The organism is Streptomyces sp. NPDC059900, from assembly GCF_050270335.1.
In the GTDB taxonomy this organism is placed as follows: domain Bacteria; phylum Actinomycetota; class Actinomycetes; order Streptomycetales; family Streptomycetaceae; genus Streptomyces.
In genome coordinates, this window is the sequence record NZ_JBNNJZ010001089.1 from 1 (window position 1) to 1,383 (window position 1,383).

Consider the following 1,383-nt stretch of genomic DNA (forward strand, 5'->3'; position numbering starts at 1 on the left):
GGATTACTGCGGGGGGTTGCCGTGCTTGCGGGACGGCAGGTCTGCGTGCTTGTTGGCGAGCATCGCCAGGGAGCTGATGAGGACCTCGCGGGTGGCTGCGGGGTCGATGACGTCGTCCACCAGGCCGCGCTCGGCGGCGTAGTAGGGGTGCATCAGCTCGGACTTGTACTCCTTGACCATCTTCTGCCGCATGGCCTCGGGATCCTCGGCGGCCGCGATCTGCCGCCGGAAGATCACGTTGGCGGCGCCCTCGGCACCCATCACCGCGATCTCGTTGGTCGGCCAGGCATACGTCAGGTCCGCGCCGATGGACTGCGAGTCCATCACGATGTACGCCCCGCCATACGCCTTGCGCAGGATCAGCGAGATCCGCGGCACCGTGGCGTTGCAGTAGGCGTACAGCAGCTTGGCGCCGTGCCGGATGATGCCGCCGTGCTCCTGGTCGACGCCGGGCAGGAAGCCGGGCACGTCCAGGAGGGTGACGATGGGGATGTTGAAGGCGTCGCACATCTGCACGAAGCGGGCGGCCTTCTCGGAGGCCTCGATGTCCAGCACCCCGGCCAGGGCCTGGGGCTGGTTGGCGACGATGCCCACCACCTTGCCGTCCAGGCGGGCCAGCGCGCAGATGATGTTGCGGGCCCAGCGCTCGTGGACCTCCAGGAAGTCGCCGTCGTCGACGAGCTCCTCGATCACCTTGGCCATGTCGTAGGGGCGGTTGCCGTCCGCCGGGACCAGGTCGAGGAGGACGTCCGAGCGGCGCTCGGCCGGGTCGTCCGAGGCGTGGGCGGGCGGGTTCTCCCGGTTGTTGGAGGGCAGCATAGCGATGAGGTAGCGGACCTCCGCCAGGCAGGTCTCCTCGTCGTCGTAGGCGAAGTGGCACACGCCCGAGGTCTCGGCGTGCACGTCCGCGCCGCCCAGCCCGTTCTGGGTGATCTCCTCGCCGGTCACCGCGCGCACCACGTCCGGGCCGGTGATGAACATCTGCGAGGTGTCGCGCACCATGAACACGAAGTCGGTCAGGGCGGGACTGTAGGCGGCGCCGCCGGCGCACGGGCCCAGCATCACGCTGATCTGCGGGATCACCCCGGACGCCCTGGTGTTGCGCTGGAAGATGCCGCCGTAGCCGGCCAGGGCGCTGACGCCCTCCTGGATCCGGGCGCCCGCACCGTCGTTCAGCGACACCAGCGGGGCACCCGCCGCGATCGCCATGTCCATGATCTTGTGGATCTTCGTGGCGTGCGCCTCGCCCAGCGCACCGCCGAAGATCCGGAAATCGTGCGCGTAGACGAAGACCGTACGGCCCTCCACCGTGCCCCAGCCGGTGATCACACCATCCGTGTACGGCTTCTTCGCCTCCAGGCCGAACCCGGTCGCCCGGTGCCG

1 protein-coding gene is annotated in these 1,383 nt (G+C 69.3%); it reads right to left on the reverse strand.

The window, feature by feature from the left end:
- Window positions 1–3: 3 nt before the first annotated feature.
- Window positions 4–1,383: acyl-CoA carboxylase subunit beta (locus ACQKIP_RS47465; protein ID WP_427745872.1), on the reverse strand; the 1,380-nt coding region annotated here is incomplete at its 5' end.